Source organism: uncultured Acetatifactor sp. (assembly GCF_948601915.1).
Classification (GTDB): Bacteria; Bacillota; Clostridia; order Lachnospirales; family Lachnospiraceae; genus Acetatifactor.
Genome location: NZ_CAPDXS010000073.1, coordinates 7,173 through 25,543 on the forward strand (window position 1 = coordinate 7,173; position 18,371 = coordinate 25,543).

14 protein-coding genes are annotated in these 18,371 nt (G+C 54.9%); 12 read left to right on the forward strand and 2 right to left on the reverse strand.

All coding sequences use genetic code 11. The features are described 5' to 3' along the window. The 4 genes from bioF to bioA all read left to right on the forward strand — a co-directional run. Positions 1–1,150: 8-amino-7-oxononanoate synthase (gene bioF, locus Q2B33_RS13455; protein ID WP_300822974.1), on the forward strand; the 1,150-nt coding region annotated here is incomplete at its 5' end. Between the two features lie 72 nt (positions 1,151–1,222). After that, positions 1,223–2,197 (forward strand): biotin synthase BioB, encoded by a 975-nt coding sequence (gene bioB / locus Q2B33_RS13460; protein WP_300566046.1) that lies wholly within the window; start codon positions 1,223–1,225, stop codon positions 2,195–2,197. Next, positions 2,190–2,876: a dethiobiotin synthase gene (gene bioD / locus Q2B33_RS13465; protein ID WP_300566048.1), complete on the forward strand. Its 687-nt coding sequence runs from the start codon at positions 2,190–2,192 to the stop codon at positions 2,874–2,876. The genes bioB and bioD overlap by 8 nt, the downstream gene beginning before the upstream one ends. Before the next feature lie 224 nt (positions 2,877–3,100). Beyond that, complete coding sequence (bioA, locus tag Q2B33_RS13470; protein ID WP_300566107.1) at positions 3,101–4,300, forward strand: adenosylmethionine--8-amino-7-oxononanoate transaminase; 1,200 nt, start codon at positions 3,101–3,103, stop codon at positions 4,298–4,300. Between the two features lie 106 nt (positions 4,301–4,406). Here bioA and Q2B33_RS13475 read toward each other — a convergent pair whose 3' ends face one another. Beyond that, complete coding sequence (locus Q2B33_RS13475) at positions 4,407–4,769, reverse strand: helix-turn-helix transcriptional regulator (RefSeq protein ID WP_300566050.1); 363 nt, start codon at positions 4,767–4,769, stop codon at positions 4,407–4,409. A gap of 378 nt (positions 4,770–5,147) precedes the next feature. Here Q2B33_RS13475 and Q2B33_RS13480 point away from each other — a divergent pair, with 378 nt between their 5' ends. The 3 genes from Q2B33_RS13480 (at position 5,148) to Q2B33_RS13490 (ending at position 9,748) form a co-directional block, all read left to right on the forward strand. Continuing rightward, on the forward strand, positions 5,148–7,136 hold the full coding sequence (locus tag Q2B33_RS13480) for an LPXTG cell wall anchor domain-containing protein (protein WP_300566052.1): 1,989 nt from the start codon (positions 5,148–5,150) through the stop codon (positions 7,134–7,136). A gap of 350 nt (positions 7,137–7,486) precedes the next feature. Next, positions 7,487–8,194, forward strand: coding sequence for a class B sortase (locus tag Q2B33_RS13485; RefSeq protein ID WP_300914071.1), 708 nt, complete (start codon positions 7,487–7,489; stop codon positions 8,192–8,194). Between the two features lie 30 nt (positions 8,195–8,224). After that, positions 8,225–9,748: an AraC family transcriptional regulator gene (locus Q2B33_RS13490; RefSeq protein ID WP_300566056.1), complete on the forward strand. Its 1,524-nt coding sequence runs from the start codon at positions 8,225–8,227 to the stop codon at positions 9,746–9,748. On the opposite strand, the gene Q2B33_RS13495 is transcribed toward Q2B33_RS13490, so the two are convergent. Next, entirely contained in the window at positions 9,745–11,541 is a 1,797-nt protein-coding gene (locus tag Q2B33_RS13495) for a sensor histidine kinase (RefSeq protein ID WP_300784516.1), read from the reverse strand. The two genes, Q2B33_RS13490 and Q2B33_RS13495, sit on opposite strands and share 4 nt — an antisense overlap. Before the next feature lie 415 nt (positions 11,542–11,956). Here Q2B33_RS13495 and Q2B33_RS13500 point away from each other — a divergent pair, with 415 nt between their 5' ends. The 5 genes from Q2B33_RS13500 to Q2B33_RS13520 form a co-directional block, all read left to right on the forward strand. Beyond that, entirely contained in the window at positions 11,957–13,330 is a 1,374-nt protein-coding gene (locus Q2B33_RS13500) for an alpha-L-fucosidase (RefSeq protein WP_300784518.1), read from the forward strand. Between the two features lie 242 nt (positions 13,331–13,572). Further along, positions 13,573–15,402: a hypothetical protein gene (locus Q2B33_RS13505; RefSeq protein WP_300566062.1), complete on the forward strand. Its 1,830-nt coding sequence runs from the start codon at positions 13,573–13,575 to the stop codon at positions 15,400–15,402. 184 nt (positions 15,403–15,586) lie between these two features. Next, complete coding sequence (locus tag Q2B33_RS13510; protein WP_300784520.1) at positions 15,587–16,504, forward strand: sugar ABC transporter permease; 918 nt, start codon at positions 15,587–15,589, stop codon at positions 16,502–16,504. Between the two features lie 12 nt (positions 16,505–16,516). Further along, a complete protein-coding gene (locus Q2B33_RS13515) occupies positions 16,517–17,419 on the forward strand; it encodes a carbohydrate ABC transporter permease (protein ID WP_296458383.1) in 903 nt (300 codons plus the stop codon). A gap of 42 nt (positions 17,420–17,461) precedes the next feature. Beyond that, a partial coding sequence (locus tag Q2B33_RS13520; RefSeq protein ID WP_300888743.1) for an alpha-L-fucosidase occupies positions 17,462–18,371 on the forward strand: 910 nt, incomplete at its 3' end.

Here is an 18,371-nt window from a genome sequence, read left to right on the forward strand (position 1 = left end):
AGAAGAGCTGCAGACCCTCCGACGACAGCATTTATACCGGGAGACCAAAGTCATCGAGAGCGCACAGCGCTCCCATGTCCGGTATCAGGGGCGCGACATGCTGATGCTGGCCTCCAACTCCTATCTGGACTTCTGCGATGAAGGACGCGTCAAAGAAGCTGCCGCCCAGGCGTTAGCGGAATATGGCACTGGCTCCGGCGGCTCCAGGCTCACCACCGGAACCACGATCCTGCATACGCAGCTGGAGGAGACCCTGGCCTGGTTCAAAGGCAGGGAGGCGGCTGTGGTCTTCAGCACAGGATTCGCGGCCAACGGGGGCATCCTGCCGGCTCTGTGCCGGGCGGGGGACGTAATCTACAGCGACGAGCTGAACCATGCCAGCATCATCGACGGATGCAGGCAGTCCCGGGCGGAGACGGTGGTCTACCGGCACAATGACATGGCAGACCTGGAGCGGAAGATTAGGGAGCGCCCAGGAAGACAGGGGCTGATCGTCAGCGACGGGGTGTTCAGCATGGACGGGGATATGGTGGATCTGCCCGGGCTGGTGGAGCTGGCGGATGCCTACGGTCTGCTGTCCATGATAGACGAAGCCCATGCCACCGGGGTGGTGGGAGCCACTGGCCGGGGCTGCGAGGAGCATTTCCACATGGAAGGGCGGACGGACATCCTCATGGGCACCCTGAGCAAGGCCATCGGCGCGGAGGGCGGCTATGTCTGCGGCTCCCGCATCCTGGCACAATACCTGAAGAACAGAGCCAGGAGCTATATCTTCTCCACCTCCCTCTCCCCCGTGACCATGGCGGCGGCGAAACGAGCCCTGGAACTCATAGAAGAAGAGCCCTGGCGGGTGGGCAGGCTCCAGGAGAACATCCGGTGGTTCTGCGGGCAGCTCCGGGAGCGCGGCATAGAGACAGACTCCGAGACCGCCATCATACCCATTCGGATCGGCGCGGAGGAAAAAGCCCTGAAAGTCTCCGGGATGCTGATGGAGCGTGGCTTCTTCATCCCTGCTATCCGTTACCCCACAGTGAAGAAGGGCGAAGCCATGCTGCGAGCCGCCCTGATGGCCACCCACACCAAGGAGGAGCTGTCATCGGCGGCGGCAGCCATAGCGGAGACGGTTGCCGCGGCAGGCCTGGAAGGATAACAGACCGCTCTTCGTCATCTCGTCCTGGACGGTGTAGCCGGGATGAAGTTTACCTAACCGAAAGGAGATTGCATGGGCATCATACAGGAAATGAAGGAAAAGGCGCTGACCACCGGTGACATCTCCCGGGAAGAGGCGCTGCTGTTGGCGCAGGCTCCCTTAGAGGAGCTGGCGGAAGCGGCGGAGGAGATCCGCAGGAAAAAGTGCGGCCAGGGCTTTGACCTGTGCACCATCGTCAACGGCAAGTGCGGCCGCTGCTCAGAGGACTGCAAATACTGCGCCCAGAGCGCCCATTATCAGGCAAAATGTACCGAAGCCTACGGGCTGTTGCCCAAGGAAGAGTTGCTGAGAGGAGCCAGGCAGAATGCGGAGAAAGGGGTGCTGCGCTATTCCATCGTCACATCCGGCAGGAAGCTGTCGGTGCGGGAAGTGGAGCAGGCCTGCGACAGCATCCGGGCCATCCGGGCGGAGGTTGGCATCCAGGTCTGTGTGTCCTTCGGCTTGCTGGAAGAATGGCAGTTTCGGAAAATCAGAGAAGCCGGAGCCTCCCGGGTGCACTGCAACCTGGAATCTTCCGCCAGGTTCTTCCCTGAAATCTGCACCACCCATACCTATAAGGACAAGGTCGATACCCTGAAAGCGGCCAAAAGGGCAGGGCTGTCCGTCTGTTCCGGCGGCATCCTGGGTATGGGGGAGACCATGGAAGACCGCATCGACATGGTGCTCACCGCAAGGGGGCTGGGCGTGAAATCCGTTCCCGTGAATCTTCTGAACCCCATCCCCGGGACGCCTCTGGAGCGCCGGGAGCCCCTGACCGATGAGGAGGCCAGGCGCTGCGTGGCCGTCTTCCGTTTCCTGATACCGGATGCGTCGATTCGGCTGGCAGGGGGGAGAGGGCTTCTGGGAGACAAGGGGGAGTTGTGCTTCAAGAGCGGCGCCAACGCCGCCATCTCCGGGGACATGCTGACCACGGCGGGAATCACCGTGGAGACCGACAGAAAGCTGGTCAGGAATCTGGGATTCGAGGTGAGGCTTTGCAATGAGTAGAAAGATTTTCATCGTTGGGACAGGGACGGATGTGGGGAAGACCTATGTGGCGGGCCTGATTGTAAAGAAACTGAAAGAGAGCGGCAGAAGTGCGGGCTATTACAAGGCGGCCATGAGCGGCAACGCCAGACGGGAGGACGGCAGCCTCATCCCCGGGGACGCGGCCTATGTCAGGGACATCTCCGGCATCGGGCAGCCCCTGGAGCAGATGTGCCCCTATGTCTACGAGCAAGCGGTGTCGCCCCATCTGGCTTCCCGGCTGGAAGGGAATCCGGTGCGGCTGGATGTGGTGGAAAAGGGCTTCCGGGAAGTGTGCCGGGAGTACGACTATGTCACCGTGGAGGGCAGCGGCGGGATTCTGTGCCCCGTCTGCTTCGATGAGGCGGAAATCTGGCTGGAGGACGTGATTGCCAGGCTGGAGCTGTCCTGCCTGCTGGTGGCTGACGCGGGGCTGGGCACCATCAACAGCGTGGTGCTGACCACGGAATACATGCGCTCCCGGGGAATCCCCGTGAAGGGCATCCTCTTCAACCGTTTCCACCCCGGAAATGTCATGGAGGAGGACAACCTTCGGATGTGTGAGCACAGGACGGGGCTGAAGGTTCTGGCTTGGGTGGAGGAAGGCGCCGGGGAGCTGGCTCTGGACAGCGAGACGCTGGCGGCTCTGTATGAAGAATGACTACAGACAGAACGTCCCTACAAGACGAGCGGAGTGACCGAGACAGGCAGCCGCCTGCATGACAGTCAGACAGGCTCTCGAAATCTCAGAGAGCAGAATCAGGCATTGGGCAGGACGGCACTTGGAAACGTGGAGCAAACGATCCAAAGGAGTTCGGGAAAGCCGCATGATATGTGGTCTGGAAATCCCGAGAGTAAATGTCAGGAAAAAGGAAGGTGACGCATATGATCTGGTATCCCTATCAACAGATGAAGGCCATGCAAGCGCCCTATGAAATCATAGATGCAAACGGCGTATATCTATATACGAAAAAACAAAAACTAATCGACTCGGTATCCTCCTGGTGGAGCGTGATCCACGGCTATAAGCACCCCGCCCTGACAGAGGCCATCAAGTCCCAGGCAGACCGGTTCTCCCATGTGATGCTGGGAGGCCTGACCCATGAGCCGGTACGGCGGCTGTCGGAGAAGCTGGAGGAATGGCTGCCGGGGGATTTGGACTACTGCTTTTTCTCGGACTCCGGCAGCGTGGCTGTGGAAGTGGCATTGAAAATGGCGCTGCAGTTCTATGTGAACCGGGGGGACCTGAAGCGGACAAAAGTCCTGGCGCTGACCCATGCCTACCACGGGGATACCTTCAAGGCCATGGAAGTGGGGGACGACGAGGACTACCATTTCATCCTGCAGACATACGGGGAGAAGAAGGACGTGATTCACATCCCCACGGAAATCGGAGCACTGGAGGAGGCTTTTGACCGTCTGCATGGGGAGCTGAACTGCTTCATCGTGGAGCCGCTGCTCCAGGGGGCGGGAGGCATGCGGATGTACGATGTCTCCTTCCTGCGTCGGGCCAGGGAGCTGTGCGATGAATACGGCGTCCTGCTGGTCTTCGACGAAGTGGCCACAGGCTTCGGGCGGACTGGGAACCGCTTTGTGGCAGACCTGGTGCTGCCGGACATTCTGGTGCTGGGCAAGGCGCTGACCGGCGGATACATAGGACATGCGGCTACCATCGCCAACCATAAGGTGTACGAGGGCTTTTACGCAGACGCCCCGGAAAAGGCCCTGATGCACGGCCCTACTTTCATGGGCAACGCCCTGGCCTGCAGCGTGGCGCTGAAGTCCATAGAGCTGTTCGAGGAGGGGGATTACCTCTTCCGGATTCGCCGGATTGAAGAGATTACAAAGCGGGAGATGGCAGGGCTGGCCCATGAGCAGATTCGGGAGGTGCGCATCATGGGCGGATGCGTCTGCGTGGAGGTGAAGAACGGGGCGGCTCTGAAGGGCTACCAGCAGTTTGCCTATGAGAGGGGCGTGTTCAGCCGCCCGTTCCTGAACTATCTGTATGCCATGGTGCCCTATGTGATTACGGAGGAGGAACTGGTACAGGTGCTGGGGGTGATGAGGGAGTGGTTCTCCCGCTGAAACATCAGGACTCTGCCACAGAGGGGGGTGGCAGGGCTGGATACATCAAAAACCACGAGTGGAAGCTTCGCAAGCAGCCAATTCAGGCTCCTTGCGAAGCTTCCCTTTAGTCTTTCGATATCTGGAATGCTTCTTTATATTTATCAAGTGATTCTATAAATACCTTTATTGCGTTGATCTCAGAATCAGACATTTTCTCGATTTGGGCAATCAGCCTTTTTTTAGTTGGAGAGAGATGGGGGACTCTTGACTGTAAAGCATAGCGTTCGCCTTCCCCGGTCAGAATCCATTGTGCTGAGTACCCATATTTTTCTTCAATCAGTAGCGCAAGAGAATAGGAAATTTGATTCCGTTTCCCGTTTAATATATTAGATACATAACCCTCGGTGACTTTGATTGTACTGGCAAAGTCTTTTCGTTTGATGTTCTGTTCGTCCAGGAGTATCTGCAAACGATCTTTTAATTCCATATCCGTTACCTCATGGAGAGTATATCAGAAAAACTTTTCTCAGTCAATAAAATCGTGTTGACATATATTCTCAGAAATGATATTCTATTCTAAGAATTAAGGAAAGAGTGTAGGGGAATGTGGCTGGTCAGGAGAAAATGCAAGTAATAGAACGGGTCAAGAATATGTCTGACAATGAAATCAATATGTTAGAGATATTTATGGAAGGATTTCTGTCAGGGGTGCGGACTGCGAAAGATGAAATGGAAAAGCAGCAATCCTCTGAACAGTCCAAGCAGACTGTGTAGCTTTGGGTAAGGGCCTTTTGGGATTATGCCAGGATAACAGCGCATAGCTTTATCTGGGAATCCCGTGGAATATAGCAAGGAGGGAAGGGAAATGAGGAAAAAGGCAGTGATGGCAGTTGTGCTTGCGATGGCGTTGGTGCTCACGCCGATGTCAGGAAGGCAAGAGGTCATGGCGGCAGAAGCTTCTAATGCCGTTATGATTAGCAATTGGATTGAAGCTGGAGATGCCAGTGTGGACGAGGGGAAGAATGGAAGCGATGAAGCTGAGCCTTCAAGCGAGGAGACGGTTGAGGGTGCGAAAGGGGATGAAGACAATAAAGTGGTTGATGCCGCTGTAGAGACTGAAGGAAATGGTGAAACCGGTGGAGCTGATGGAACCGGAAATGGCAGCGTGACCGATGAAACTGATGGACTCGGAAACGATGCTTCGGTCGGCGGAGACGGCGATGCCGGAAATGACGCGGCTGACGACACTGATCCGCCACAGACGGAGAATGGTGAGAAGAAGCAATTGGCGGCCCCTACAGGGGTGGCGTGGGGAGAAAATTGGAGCTTATCGTGGGATGCAGTACCAGAGTCGGAAGGACTGTATAGAGTTGTCATTTTAAAAGATGGAGAAATACATGAGGTCGGTCTTTGGGGATTTGAAGAGCCAGAGCGAATAACCTTCCAAGGCGCTAAGTACATAAATGAAAGCGGCACCTACAAATTTCGTGTAATGGCAGTCAGCATGGAGAACTGGGATACACAGATATCCAGTGACTGGTCACACAGTGAGGAGAAAGTGTATACCAGGCCGTCACAGGCGCTTGGAACGACGACCGGCTATTGGGACAGCGAGAGGGCTGGTGTATTCCGCTATACCGGAGTTGAGGGTGCAGGCGGATATTCTCTGGAATTGTTCTATACAGCAGATGGTTCTGACGAGGAGTTCTCTCTGGGATCCACGTCGTGGGTAGAGGCGGGCTATAAGGACATCACAACTCCTCGTGAGGAAGATTTTACCAGACGAATAGACTCATTCGGTGCGGGCCGATATCGCGTCAAGGTTACAGCATTGAGCGGAAACATAGATGAAATCGCCAATGGTGCAGCGGGGGAGTTCTCCGATTATTTTGATACCGCTAAAGTGTCGGAGGGAGTCGGAGATAAGATAAGCGGTGCCATGGAAGCGGCGACGGCCGCCGAAGCGCTGGCGACGATCAAAGCTGAAATCCCACAGTCAGAGCTCCACACTGCCATGCAGACAGACAGCGCCGTCCTGAGCCAGATGAAAGAGCTGGAAGAGCGGTATGTGGCGGAGAAAGGAATCGTCAAGAGCAATCCTGTCGTATCGGAAGAGGCGAGTGCGTATGTGAATGCACAGGATATCTCCGTAGTGGGAGCAGGCCTGAACGTAGACAGTGGGGATGTGAGGCTGGAGGTATCCATGCCTGAAAAGAAGGAGAATCTGGACGGATATCAATTTGCATCCAGCGTCCAGCTTGATGTCTCTCTGGTGCATAATAGCGCGAAAGTACATGAGCTTGAGGTGCCGATTACGGTAACTATGCCGATTCCCAGCGGGTTGCAGGCCAGCCGTCTGGTCGTCCTCCACTATCGTACGGATGGGACTGTCGAGACGGTCAGCCTGAAAATGAAAGGCGATGGTACTGTCACCTTTACAGTAGACGGATTCAGTACATTTGTCTTTGCGGTGGAGGGGACCGACAATCCGGACACAGATAATCCGGGAACCGATAATCCGGGAACCGATAACCCAGGAACCGATAATCCTGATTCGGATAATACAGGAACCAGCACACCCGATACAGACAATCCGGGAACCGACACGCCGGACTCGGATAATCCGGGAACTGACAGTTCGGATTCGAATAACTCGGGAAATGCCAGACCGGATAATCCGGGAAATGCCACGGGAACCGGTGTGGGCAATACATCGAATGATGCCGGACGTATCAAGGATGATGTCCCGAAGACAGGAGATTCCCTGCCAGCGGCCATCCCCATTACGGGAGCGGTTTGTATTGCCTCTCTGGCGGCTGCGGGGATACTTTTCAGAAAAAGGCGGAAAATCTGAAATGGGCATGAAATGAAAAAGGATGAAAAGATAGGGGGAAATGCGGAACCGGAAGAGGGTTCAGAAAAAGGCGGAAAATCTGAAATGGGCATGAAATGAAAAAGGATGAAAAGATAGGGGGAAATGCGGAACCGGAAGAGGGTTCAGAAAAAAGTCTCCGTGAAAAAAAGCTGAAAAGAGCAATCCTGGCCTGTGGCATATTGGCTGCGGCAATGGCAGGCATATGTGTCTGGCAATTGGCTCGCTTCTATGGAAGAGAGAAAGAAGCGGAGACTAAAATGGAGCAGCTTCGGCAGAATTTGGATGGGACGGATTCTGCCGAAGAAACAAATAAAAAAATATCAGATTCCGTGGATTCCGAAAGAGGGCAGATATTCTCAGAAAACCCATACGAAAAGCTGTTCGCACAAAATGAGGACATGGCCGCATGGCTGGTGGTAGACGGGACGGTGATTGACTATCCTGTCATGCAGACCATGGAGGACGAGATATATTATCTGAAACGGGACTTCGATGGGAATGAAGATGAAGCGGGCTGCCTGATTCTGGATACGGACAGCGACCTGTACGCCGGCGGGACGACCAACCTAATCATCCATGGCCATAATATGAAGACAGGGACTATGTTCGGAAGCCTTGACGAGTACCAGGATGAGGACTATTATTCGGAACATAAGTACATGGAGCTGTATACGGAGACAGGGAAGCGCCGCTATGAGGTGATGGCGGCCTTCTACAGCCAAGTGTACTATACCACGGATCAGGTATTCAAATACTATAATTTTTTTCAGGCGCAGAACGAGGAAGAATTCCGGGATTTTTATGAAAATGTCAAAGAGATGTCCTTATATGACACTGGCGTCACGGCAGAATTGGGGGATTGCTTTCTGACGCTCTCCACTTGTACATACCATGTGGAGGACGGCAGATTTGTTGTTGTGGCCAAGGAGATAGGAAGAACGGAATTGCATGGAGACGAATTCTTCCCGGTTGTCTTTTCTGGATTTCTGGTGTATAATGAAAACCAGCGAAATCGACAAAATCCAATTCGGAAGTAGCCACAGAACAGTCTGGGGGGGATGGCGGGAATGTATAAGGTACTGATTGCGGAGGATGAGCTCCTGACCCGCGCAGGCATCGTGTCTTCGGTGAACTGGGCGGAACTGAATATGCAGATCGTCGCGCAGGCGGATGACGGAATACAGGCTCTGCAGCTGTACCGCACCCATTATCCGGAGATTGTGGTCACGGATCTGAACATGCCGCGGCTGGGGGGCGTGGAGCTGATCGGGAAGATATGCGCGGAAGAGCGCCCCTGCAAAATCATCGTCGTCACCTGCGTGGAGGACGTGCAGGTGATCACCAGGCTCTTCCCCTACCGCATCTTCGATTTCCTGCTGAAGTCCGCCATATCCCCCGAGGAGCTGCAGGAAAAGCTCTCCCAGGCGGGGAGGGAGCTTGCTTTGGAGGGAGTGGCCAGCGGGGCCGCCTCCGGCATCCGCACGGACGAGCAGCTCCTGGGAGACTTCCTGGACAGAAGCGAGGGAGCCCTGCCCTTTGAGGTGAGCCCCTACTGGCTGCTGTTCCGTCTGCATATCAGAGGCGGCAATAAGGCGATTCTGTCCAAGGCGGTCAGAGACCTTCTGGCGGAGTATTTCCTGAACCATTCCGACACGGTGGCGGACTGCAGGAATGACATGGAGTTCACCGTATGTTTTAAGAATAGGGCGCTTTCCGAGGAGGAGCTGATCCATCGGGTGCAGCTGTTCGGCAAATATGTGTACAAGGCATTCGACCAGGAGCTGGCCTGTGACCTGGAATGCTGCCAGGAGCCCGCCGAAATCAGGGAGAAGCGGGATGCCTTCTTCCGCCTGGGAGGCCATGTGAGAGGGCAGGGGGCCGGTATCCAGAAAGGACAGGCTTCTTTTTTCATCAACTATGTGGCCAACATCTCTTCGCTGTACGCCATCAATACCTTCTGTGGAAAGAACCGCCAGATATACTACGAAAATATAGTCAAACCTACGGAACAGACCACTGGGCAGGCCGGATTCTCCTTCTATGAGTACCGGCAGGCCGTGGTGGCAGGCTTGGAGGCCTTCTGCCGGGAGCTGCCTGTTTTCCCGCCGGAGGAACTGACGGAGCGGCTCCAGGGAATCCTGGACGAGGATACCTATGAGGGGGTCTATCTGCGGTGCAGGGACATGCTCCGCAGCCGCGGGGACGTGCTGGACGGCGGGGACTGCGGATACGATGAAATCCGCCAGTCGCTGCGCTACATCCAGGAGAACAGGGGGGGCAAGATCGCTCTGAACGATGTGGCGGAGCAGGTGTCCTTCAGCCCCAGCTATTTCTCCACTCTGTTCAAGCGGGCCATGGGCATCAGCTTCAGCACCTACCTCACCTTTTACCGCATCCAGCATGCCATGGAGCTTCTGGAGGACGAGAGCGTGTTCCTGTATGAGATAGCGGAGAAGACCGGGATAGGCGACCTCTCCCATTTCAGCAAGACCTTCAAGACCGTCACGGGATACTCGCCCAACGCCTGGCGGAAGTGCGTGCGGAATGAAGAGTTTCTAAGCGGGCCGAAGGCTTCGGCTAAGAAGAGCTAAGTGATTGCGCTTTGGCCGTTCTGGGGCGAGGCGTCATTCGTCTGCAGAGGAATCCGGATGGCGATGGCAGTTCCGGCATTGGGGGCGGATTCAATCTCGAAGGCATGGGATTCCGGATAATAATGGTTCAGCCGCTGCTTGATATTCTGCAGGCCGATGCCGGCCTGTGGGTCGGCGGCTTTTTTGCAGTTGGCCAGCATTTCTTTTTTGTCCAGGAGCACCTCGGGGGCAAAGCCGATTCCATTGTCGGACACACGGATCCACACCTCCCCGCCCTCTGTCTTTTTCACGGATACATCTATCTCAAGAGTCCAGTCCTGGGTCATGCCGTGGGAGATGCTGTTCTCAATCAGCGGCTGGATCAGGAACCGGGGCAGGACGCAGTCTCTTATGGAGGGGTCGAAGGAACAGCCGATCTCCATCTTCGCGCTGAAACAGATTTCCAGAATATAGATATAATCTTCCAGAAAAGCGTATTCCTCCGCATAGGACCAACGGTTCTTCTTGGTGCGGAAAGCGGGGGAGATATACTGGCAGATATGGGCGATCATGGTGGCTACGTTCCGGTTCCCTGCAATCTCCGCCATGACCTTCACCGTATTGAGGGCATTGCAGATGAAATGTGGGTTTATCTGGGCCATCAGGGCCTGGATGCGGAACTGGTTCTTCTGTTCCTCCTCTTCCTTCTGCCTGGCCACCAACCGCTGGATATCGTCCGCCATCTGGAGGAAGCTTTTGTTCAATATGTCGAATTCCTCGATATTCCCCGTATGCAGCACGGTCTGGGGCGAGTGCAGGCCCGTGGAGGAAAAACCCTTCAGCCGGTCGCTGAGCTCATTCAGGGGGGAGGAAAGCCTACGGATGGTCAAAGTCACGCACAGGCCCACGGCAGCCAGGCAGCCGATGAAGATCGTGATGATGAAGACGGACATACGGTTCACGTCCCGCATGTATTCGCTGGTGGGATACTGGTTGACGATGGACCAGTCGTAGATGCCCAGAGCCTGAGGGATGATCTGATATTCCGTTTCGCCCAGGGTCTCCTTGTAGGAGAGGCCGGAATCGGGCCGGATGGGGCAATCCAGCTTCCGGCGGAACATATTGGTGTGGCTGCTGGAGATGATCTCGCTGTCCTGCCCCACGATGTAGACGGAGTTGAAGCCCTGTTCCAGATGCAGGAACGACTGATGGATGACGCTTTCGTCCAGGCCGATCAGGATATAGTACCGCTTGCCTCCGTACAGGAACGCCCGGCGGAAATAGACCACCTTGCCCAGCCAGAAAGAGGAAGTACCGGCATAGGAATCGGTTATAAATTCATGCATATACGCCATGCCGTAATCTTTTTCGCCGTGGAGGATATCGTCATAGAGCCGGGAGGTAAAGACATCGTCGCTGCTGTAATGGACGGAAAAGCTCCGTACAGGGGAACAGATGATGGCGGCATCGCTGCTGAAGAGCCCGATCATCTTATAGTCCAGGAACTGGTCGAACAGGTTGCTGATGCCGATCAGGGACTTGGTATAGGGGAGGCTGGCGCTTCCGATGTCCGGCATGCCGCTGCGGGTGAGGGAGGTGGATATGTTGACGAAGGCAGTGTCCATTTTGTCTTTCTGGTTCTCCAGTTCCACGTCGGTCTTGACGAAGGCGGACAGGGTATAGTTCACGTTCTGCTGGGACAGCTTCCTGGTGACCAGAGAGACCACTAATAGAGTGCCCACCGCCAGGGTGAGGCTGACGATCACGAGTATATATCCAATCACTTTCCGCTGGAAGCTGTGGGTCTTCTGCATGCTGCACCTCCTGGGGTTCCCGGATATGGGCCTCGCCGGGATGCTTCTTTCCGGGGGAATCTGTCTTTTCCATCATATATCATATGATTTCCACATATATTATAGTATGGGACAATGTATCCCGGGCCATTTGACGTATTTTTCTATGAAAAATGTTATTGCCATTATATCATTTTGGTTCAGGGAAATCAATTGGTCATTTTTCAATCCCATCGTCCGTTAAAATGCAGAAAAACGTGTCGAAAAAAATAGAATTGGAACAAAAGTGCACAAAAATCAAAAGATAATACAAAAAGCTGCCATAATGAAGCGGTATCCGCCAAAAGATTGACGGATGCACACATTCCTTTCGGAGACGGCAAAACCTATAATGAAGGGACAAGGATAAAATCAAGAAGCCAGGAGGTAAGTAAAGATGATTGATTTTCTGAGGGAGGCGGCAAATGTGGCGCCGTCTAAGCGGCAGCTGGCATGGTTCGACAGGAAGTTCTACGCGTTCATCCACTTCGGCGTGAACACCTTTACGGACAGGGAGTGGGGAGACGGCACGGAGCCTGAGAGCATCTTCAATCCCGAGAAGCTGGACTGCCGCCAGTGGGCCCGGGCCCTATCCGGGGCGGGCATGAAGGGTATGATACTGACGGCCAAACACCATGACGGCTTCTGCCTGTGGCCCTCCAGATACACGGAGCACAGTGTAAAGAACTGTCCTGTGAAGCGGGACGTGGTGGGAGAGGCGGCCCAGGCCTGCAGGGAGGCCGGAATCGGCTTCGGGGTCTATCTGTCGCCCTGGGACAGGAACAGCGCCTATTACGGTACGCCGGAATACAATGATTACTATTGCAATCAGCTGGAGGAGCTGCTGACACAGTACGGCGAGCTGTTCTGTGTCTGGCTGGACGGTGCCTGCGGAGAGGGGCCCAATGGGAAGAAGCAGGAATATGACTTCCAGCGCTATATCAGGCTGGTCAGGAAGCATCAGCCAAATGCCGTGATTTTCTTCGACAGGGGCCCGGACGTGCGCTGGTGCGGCAATGAGGCCGGAAACGCCAGGGCATCCGAATGGGCGGTGGTGCCCGGGGAACTGTGCTGGTACGGCGATGTGCAGACAGGGCCCGGCCCCCTGGCACAGGAAGGGGATCTGTCCTATCTGTACAATACGGACAGCAATGTGGGCGGCCTGAGCAACATCCTGTACTCCAAGGGGCTGACCTTCGTGCCCTCGGAGATCAATACATCCATCCGGCGGGGGTGGTTCTGGCACAAGGAGGAAGAGCCCAAGTCCCTGGAGAAGCTGTTCCGGATATACATAAGCTCCGTGGGCGGCAATGCCTGTCTGAACCTAAATATCCCGCCTAACCGGGACGGCCTGCTGGACGAGAGGGACGTGGCGCGCCTGAAGGAGCTGAGGGAGCTTCTGGACAGAGAGTTCGGACAGGCCCTGGAGGCCACGGTGGAGAAAAGGGATACGGGACATCCCATGCAGCCGGAATACATGATTACCCTGGCGCAGCCTACATCCCGGATTAAGTATGTGGAGCTGATGGAGGACATATCCGTGGGACAGAGGGTGGAAGGCTTCCGCATAGAGGCCGTGTTCTCCAGCGGAGGCCAGTTCCCCTTCTTCCAGGGGACCACAATCGGGAACCGCAAGATATGTGCCCTGGCGGATCCCTTTGCCGAACAGAACAGGCTGCTGGACGAAAACAAGGTGAAAATAGACAAATTGCTGGTCAAGATAACGGCGGCAAGAGGAGAAGTATCCTTAAAGCATATTGCGGTCATGTAGTATTCGTGAAAAGACATATTTTACAAATGCATAATGCATATAGAATCGTAAAAATGCACAAAAATGGAAGAAAATCAAAAGATAATACAAAAACGGATGAAAAAAGCGAATTATCTCACAAAATATAAATCGCCACTTCCATTCACTTTCAAAACCACAGAATTTATAATAGAAATATGATAATAGAAAGCTTTTTGGCCTTCTGTTATGGTAATACAATATTTAAAGGAGGAAATGACAGGATGAAAAAGAAAGGTCTATCAATTCTGCTGGCATCAGCCATGGTGGCGGCAATGCTCACAGGCTGCGGCAATGACGGCGGACAGTCTTCGGGCAGCAGCGAAGCGTCGGATTCCGGCTCCGCAGCCGATTCCGGAGCAGCCGAATCAGAGGCTTCCGACAGCGGGGAAGAGGCTTCCGATGCAGGCACTGCGGACAGCGGCGAGGTGCCTACCATCACCTATGCCCACACAGGCAAGGCGTCCGCGGACATGGAGATCTGGCCCCCTGACTTCGTCAAGCAGATGGAAGAGGATCTGGGTGTGAAGATTGAGGTAATCCAGATTACGGACGAGCAGTTCGACCTGGCTGTGGCAAGCGGCGACGCTACTTTCGACATTGCCAATGTCACGAAGTACAGAGAGCCCCAGGTGCTGAACAAGGGCATGGCTGTATGCCTGGACGATTATCTGGACATCGCGCCCAACATCGCCAAATTCGAAGACCGCAACAACCTGGTGAGGGAGTTTCTGAGCAATGGCGACGGAAAGCTGTATTTCACCCGCTGCCAGGTAGGGCCTGAGTTCCCTGGCTCGGAAATCTGGAGCGGCTATGTGGTACGCTGGGACTGGTACAAGGAACTGGGATGCCCGCCAATCAACAGCGACGAGGACTATCTGAATGTGCTGCAGCAGATGGTGGAAGCGCATCCCACCAATGACGCAGGCGGACCTACCTACGGCCTGGGACAGTATGTGGGGACGGGGCTGTGGTCCTGGAACGTGGTGAAGACCTATCAGCTGGGATATTCCGAGAACTATGTGCCCGGGCTGCAGGTGAACCTTGCCACAGGAGATGTCTACAACGCGTATACCGATGACGAGGCTTCCTTCTGGCAGGCCATGGAGTTCTTCAACAAGGCATACAACATGGGCCTGTGCGATCCTGATTTCTTCATCATGAAATCCGATGACCTGAACACGAAGGTGGTACAGGGTACTTATGCGGGCGCTCTGCGCACATGGGATGTGGGAAGCTACTATTCACAGGAAGCAAAGAACGATCCCGAGACCCTGAAAGGGTATGTCAGCGTGTTCCCTGAGAACGGCGGCATGAGCGCCAACTATGCAAGCAACCCCATCGCGGGCTGGGAGAACAATTCCCTCTTCGTATACAGCGGATGCAAGAATATCGACAAGGCTGTGCAGGTTCTGGACTATATGCACAATGAGGACAATCTGCGCACCTATTATTCCGGTTTCGAGGGCGTCCACTGGGAGTATGACGAGAACAATGTACCGGTTCTGACCGATGCCGGCAAGGAAATGTTCGCCACAGGCGGCACGCCTCTGGATCAGGCGGGCGTGGCCGGCTCCACTACAGGCGGCTGGATGAACTATCTGTGTGCGTACTCAGGCGGCGTCATGCATTCCGACGGCAGCATGCTGAACCTGACCTATAGCCCGGAGGCTCTTGCGGAGACGCTGAACCCCCTGCAGAAGGACTACAGTGCGCATTACAATGTGTCTTATCCCGCTCAGGTACATCAGAATCAGGTGGAACAGGGAATCGCAAAGGATCGTTCCATGGATACCAAGGATCTGTACATGATACTGACCCAGGTGCCAGAAGACATGGGTACCAAGAAGACCCAGATCGAGACGCTGCTGGAAGGCTATATCCCGGATCTGGTGATGGCTGCCACGGCGGAGGAGTATCAGCAGGTCAAGGAGCAGGTCATCGAGGAGTGTAAGGCCATGGGCTCCGACGAACTGTTCACATGGTCAAAGGAAGCTTACGACAATGCGTACAAAGCATTCACCGATGCAAAAGCCAAGTACGGAATCCAGTAATATGGAAGAGGGGCTTTCCATGCTTTCCGTGAAAGGAGAGCATTCCATGGAAGCATGAATGATATCGAACTATATTTCCAACGATGATTGCGCTGCGGCGGAGGGACATGCAGGAAGCTCCCCGCCGCAGCCTTTTGTGCATGGGCTCGCACAGAGGATATTTATTTTATGAAGGAGGGGTCTTGTGAAAAATGCTGCCTTAAAACAATATAAAAAGAAAAAGAACTATAAGCTCTTGCTCTGGCTGTTGCCATTTTTGGTGTTCGTGATCCTGTTCAGCTATGTGCCGCTGTTCGGATGGAGCATCGCCTTTTTCCAGTATACGCCCGGCTCGTCACTGTCCGCCGAGAACTTCGTGGGGCTGAAATATTTCAGGCAGTTCTTCATGGATACGGTGGACATGTGGAGGGTAATCAAGAACACCCTGATTTTCGCGGTGCTGGGGCTGGTCACGATGCCGCTCCCCATGATATTCGCCATTCTGCTGAACGAAGTCCCTCACAAGGGATTTTCTAAATTCGTACAGAGCATTACCACTTTTCCGAATTTTATCAGCTGGGTCATCGTATACTCCCTGGCGTTCTCCCTTTTCTCCACAGAGGGCGTGATCAATTCGATCCTGATGGGGATGGGCATCATCAGCAAGCCCACCAATGTCCTCTCCAGCACATCGGCGGTCTACTGGTTCCAGACCTGCCTGGGGATATGGAAGGGGCTGGGGTGGAGCTCCATCGTGTACCTGGCGGCCATCAGCGGCATCCCTCAGGAGCTCTATGAAGCGGCGTCCGTGGACGGGGCCGGCCGGTTCCAGCAGATGCTCCATGTGACGCTGCCTGGAATTGCGGAGACTTTCATCGTATTGCTTTTGCTCTCCATCGGGAACTTCATCAGCGTGGGCTTCGACCAGTATTTTATCTTCCAGAACCCTGTGACGCTTAAGAGGCTGGAGGTTCTGGATCTGTATGTATACCGGCTGGGCCTGATCAACAAGAGCTATTCCTACAGTACGGCCATCGGAATGATCAAGTCCCTGATTTCCCTGGTGATGATCTTCGGAACGAACCAGCTTGCGAAGAAAATCAGGGGAAACAGCATTATCTAGGAGGTGAAAGATATGTTTCGAAAGACACACCCATCCCGCATAGCCTTTCATGTGGTGAATACGATCGTATTAGGGCTGATGGCCCTGATCTGCCTGTATCCGTTCTGGTACATTTTGATATACTCACTGAGCGATGCCACCCAGGCCCAGTCGGGCGTGACATTCTGGTTCAAGGGCTTTTCTTTGAACAATTTTGCGAAGGTCATGCAGCTCAACGGAATCGGAAGCGCGCTCTTCATCTCCGTGGCAAGGACGCTGTCGGGGACATTGCTGTCCGTATTTGCCTGTACCTTCATGGGCTATCTGTTCAGCAAGGAGGAGCTGCCCGCCAGGAAGTTCCTGTACCGTGCGCTGGTGGTCACCATGTATGTCAGCGGCGGCCTGATTCCTACATACCTGACGATCAGCGCCTACAAGCTGGTGAATACCTTCTGGGTGTACATTCTGCCCGGGGTGGTGTCCGCCTACAATGTGATACTGGTGAAGACCTTCGTGGAGCAGCTGCCTGCCTCTCTGGAGGAGTCGGCCGTACTGGACGGCGCAGGGGCGTTCACGGTCTACCGTTATATCATCCTGCCCCTGAGCAAACCCATCGTGGCAACCATCGCCACCTTTACGGCAGTGGGGCAGTGGAACTCCTATATGGACAATTACCTGTATGTGTCGGACACCAGCCTGAATACCCTGCAGTATCTGCTGTATAAATTCCTCAACTCCACCCAGGAGCTGACGAAGATGCTCCAGCAGGGCGACACCAGCGCGATCCACCAGATGGGAGCCGCCAGCCAGCTGCTGACGCCCATGGGCGTGCGCATGACGATTACGGTCATCACGGTCATCCCCATATTCCTGGTGTATCCCTTCATGCAGAAGTACTTCTCGAAGGGAATCATGCTGGGGGCCGTGAAGGGCTAAGAAATCCAAAATTATTGCTGCTGAAAACAGGAGGTTATGGCTATGAGACAGAAACCGCTGCCCACGCCGAAGCAGGAGGAATGGGCGAATATGGAGATGGGTGTCATCATCCACCACTGCATGGAGACTTACCACCCGGAGATTCCCATGAATCTGTGGAAATGCTCTCCGGACAAAATGCCTGCAAGGGACTTTGCCCCCACAGACGAGAACACGGATCAGTGGCTGGAGGCTGCGGCCAGCATGGGGGCAAAGTACGCGGTGTTCGTGACCAACCATGTGACCGGATTTTCCATGTGGCCCACCGGGGAGAACGACTATTCCATGGCGGGCTCCCCTTATCGGGACGGCCGGGCGGACATCGTGAAGGACTTCATCGCATCCTGCAAAAAGTACGGCATCAAGCCGGGACTGTATTATTCCACGGGATGCAATGGCTATTACGGTATCAATGATTCAAAGAAGATGGATTACCGCTCTGCCGAATACCAGGAATATGTCCGCATGGTGGAGCGCCAGCTGGCGGAAATCTGGGGCAATTACGGGGAGCTGTTCGAAATCTGGTTCGACGGAGGCGTCATCCCACATGAGCTGGGCGGGCCGGACGTGGTGGGCCTGATTCGGAAGTACCAGCCCCGGGCCATCTGCTTCCAGGGGCCCAAGGAGCATTTCCAGAACCTGCGCTGGGTGGGGAACGAGAGAGGGCTGGCCCCCATGGACTGCTGGTCCACCTCTGACAACAATACCTGCGGCTTCGGCGGCACGGAGGAGGACGATGCAATCGGCGTGGGAAAGCCGGGCGGAAAGTATTGGATCCCCGCGGAGACGGACATGGGCAACCGGAAGCAGGAGGCCTTCGGAGGCGGCTGGTGCTGGGCGGAGGGCGAGGAGCATCTGGTGTATGCGCCGGAGGAGCTGCTGGAGCGCTACATCACTTCCGTGGGCCGCAATT